The organism is Agrobacterium sp. LY4 (assembly GCF_001526585.1).
In the GTDB taxonomy this organism is placed as follows: domain Bacteria; phylum Pseudomonadota; class Alphaproteobacteria; order Rhizobiales; family Rhizobiaceae; genus Agrobacterium; species Agrobacterium leguminum.
In genome coordinates this window covers 1-2,293 of sequence record NZ_ASYA01000032.1, presented here as the reverse complement: position 1 = coordinate 2,293, position 2,293 = coordinate 1, and the positions used below count along the sequence as shown (strand labels likewise).

At 52.5% G+C, this 2,293-nt stretch carries 1 protein-coding gene; it reads left to right on the top strand.

Annotated elements, in window-relative coordinates:
- Positions 1-314 precede the first annotated feature (314 nt).
- Positions 315-2,078 (top strand): ABC transporter ATP-binding protein, encoded by a 1,764-nt coding sequence (locus L904_RS20270; RefSeq protein ID WP_035260611.1) that lies wholly within the window; start codon positions 315-317, stop codon positions 2,076-2,078.
- Positions 2,079-2,293 lie beyond the last annotated feature (215 nt).

Genomic DNA, 2,293 nt, shown 5'->3' with positions numbered 1-2,293 from the left:
GAGGACGATGTCATCCGCATCGAGGACGATTATAAATGACGGTGACGGTGCATCTCGAATGTTCGACCGGGCCGGCGGGATGTTGACACTCGCCGGCCACCGCACTATTTGGTTCGCTTGAACAACGAGTCTGAGGACTTTTCCAGCGCCGAGAGAAATTATTAAGCCAGTTGATACGGGATTACGAAACGAAGTAGAATGCGGCTTACCTATTCGGAACAGATAGTGGACTGGTTTCCTGGTCAAAAATGATCGAAATGGACAGCCATCAGTTTCTCAAATCGTAGTGGTATCAGCTAACTAAGGATATCTCCGTGATCGGATCTTTTTTGTCTGAAAACGACAAGACGTTGCTGGTGCGACTTTTCAAAGAAAATTTCAGAAAGCATGTTGGCTGGTATTCTGCGGCAATTGCCGCGATGCTCGTCGTCGCCGGCACGACATCTCTCAGCGCATGGATCATGCGCGATATCGTCAACAGCGTTTATCTGAAGCAGGGCTTTGACGTCGTTCTCGAGATTGCCTTTGCAGTCGCGACTATCTTCATCGTCAAAGGCCTCGCAACCTTCGTGCAGAGCTATTATCTTAGCAAAGCTGGCAATAGCATCGTAGCGGAGCAACAACGCAAAATCTATGATCGTCTCCTGAAACAAGGCGTTTCTTTCTTTCAGAATCTGCCTTCCTCGGAACTGCTGGTTCGCGTTACTTACAATGCACAGGCGGCGCGCAGCGTCATCGATACGATTGTCACATCTTTCGTACGTGACCTGTTTTCGCTTATCGGCCTGATTATCGTAATGTTCGCCCAAAATTTCCTCCTGAGTGCGATCTCCATGATTATCGGTCCTCTTGCCATCTTCAGCGTTCGGCTTGTTTTACGCCGCGTACGCAAGATCATGGAGGCGGAGCTTGCTTCGCTCGGTGAGATTGTCAATGTCGTACAGGAAACCAGCATAGGTGTACGTGTCATCAAGGCATTCTCCCTTGAGAAGCTTATGCGTCAGCGCATGAACAAGGCGGTTTCCGACGTAGAGCAACGTGCCAATGGCATTGCCAAACTGGAGGCCGCGACCAGTCCCATCATGGAGACGCTATCAGGCCTCGCAATTGCTGTCGTTATTGCCGTGTCCGGCTACACCGTTCTCGAAAAAGGCGGCTCGCCGGGCGATTTGATGGCTTTTATTACCGCCCTGTTGCTTGCCTATGAACCGGCGAAACGCCTCGCCCGCATGCGGGTACAGATCGAAGGCGGCATGATTGGCGTGCGGATGATGTTTGAGGTGCTGGACGCGCCGCTGACGCTTGCCGAGAAAAAAGACGCCGAGCCTCTCCCCAAAGCGACAGGCGATGTCGAACTAAAAAATGTGAGCTTTGAATATGTTGCAGGCCAGCCCGTTCTGAAGGATGTCAGCCTGCTCTTCGAAGGCGGCAAGATGACCGCGCTGGTCGGCCCATCCGGCAGCGGCAAATCCACCATCATCAATCTCATAATGCGCCTTTACGATCCGCAAACCGGCTCAGTAGAAATCAACGGTATGGATTTGCGCGACGTTTCTTTTTCGAGCTTGCGCGAGCACGTTTCTTACGTCGGCCAGGAAACATTCCTGTTTTCGGGATCCATAAGGCACAATATTTCCGTTGGCCGCGACAATGCCACCGAAGAAGAGATAATAGCGGCCGCCAAGGCAGCCAATGCGCACGATTTCATCATGAGCATGCCGGACGGCTATGACAGCAGGCTCGGTGAAAATGGCTCTGGATTGTCCGGCGGGCAGCGGCAGCGTGTTGCGATTGCCCGCGCCATGCTCAGAGACGCGGATATTTTGATCCTCGATGAAGCAACCAGCGCATTGGATTCGGAATCCGAAGCTCTCGTTCGCGATGCACTTGAACGACTGACGTTCAACAAGACATCAATCGTCATTGCTCACCGTCTCTCCACTATCAATCGTGCCGACAAGATTGTCGTTATGGATAATGGTGAAGTCGCCGAGCAGGGCAGCAGACGCGAGCTTCTTGCGAATGATGGCCTTTATAAACGGCTTCACAGCATCCAATTTGACGCCGATGTAGCTTAGTGGGGAAGATTCGACACACGAAAGGCGCGACTTTGATCTGCGCCGAGTGCGTCAGTTGCGACAAACCGCTTGCTTGCAGCATATTAATACTGACTGTCTCGCCGCCCTGAAAATGAGGGTGGCGAATATGGCACGCCCACCGGCTAGGCATGCTGAGTTCACCCACTGACCGCCAGCACAGCCTCAGCCTCATATATGGCGCAGACGATGTGATA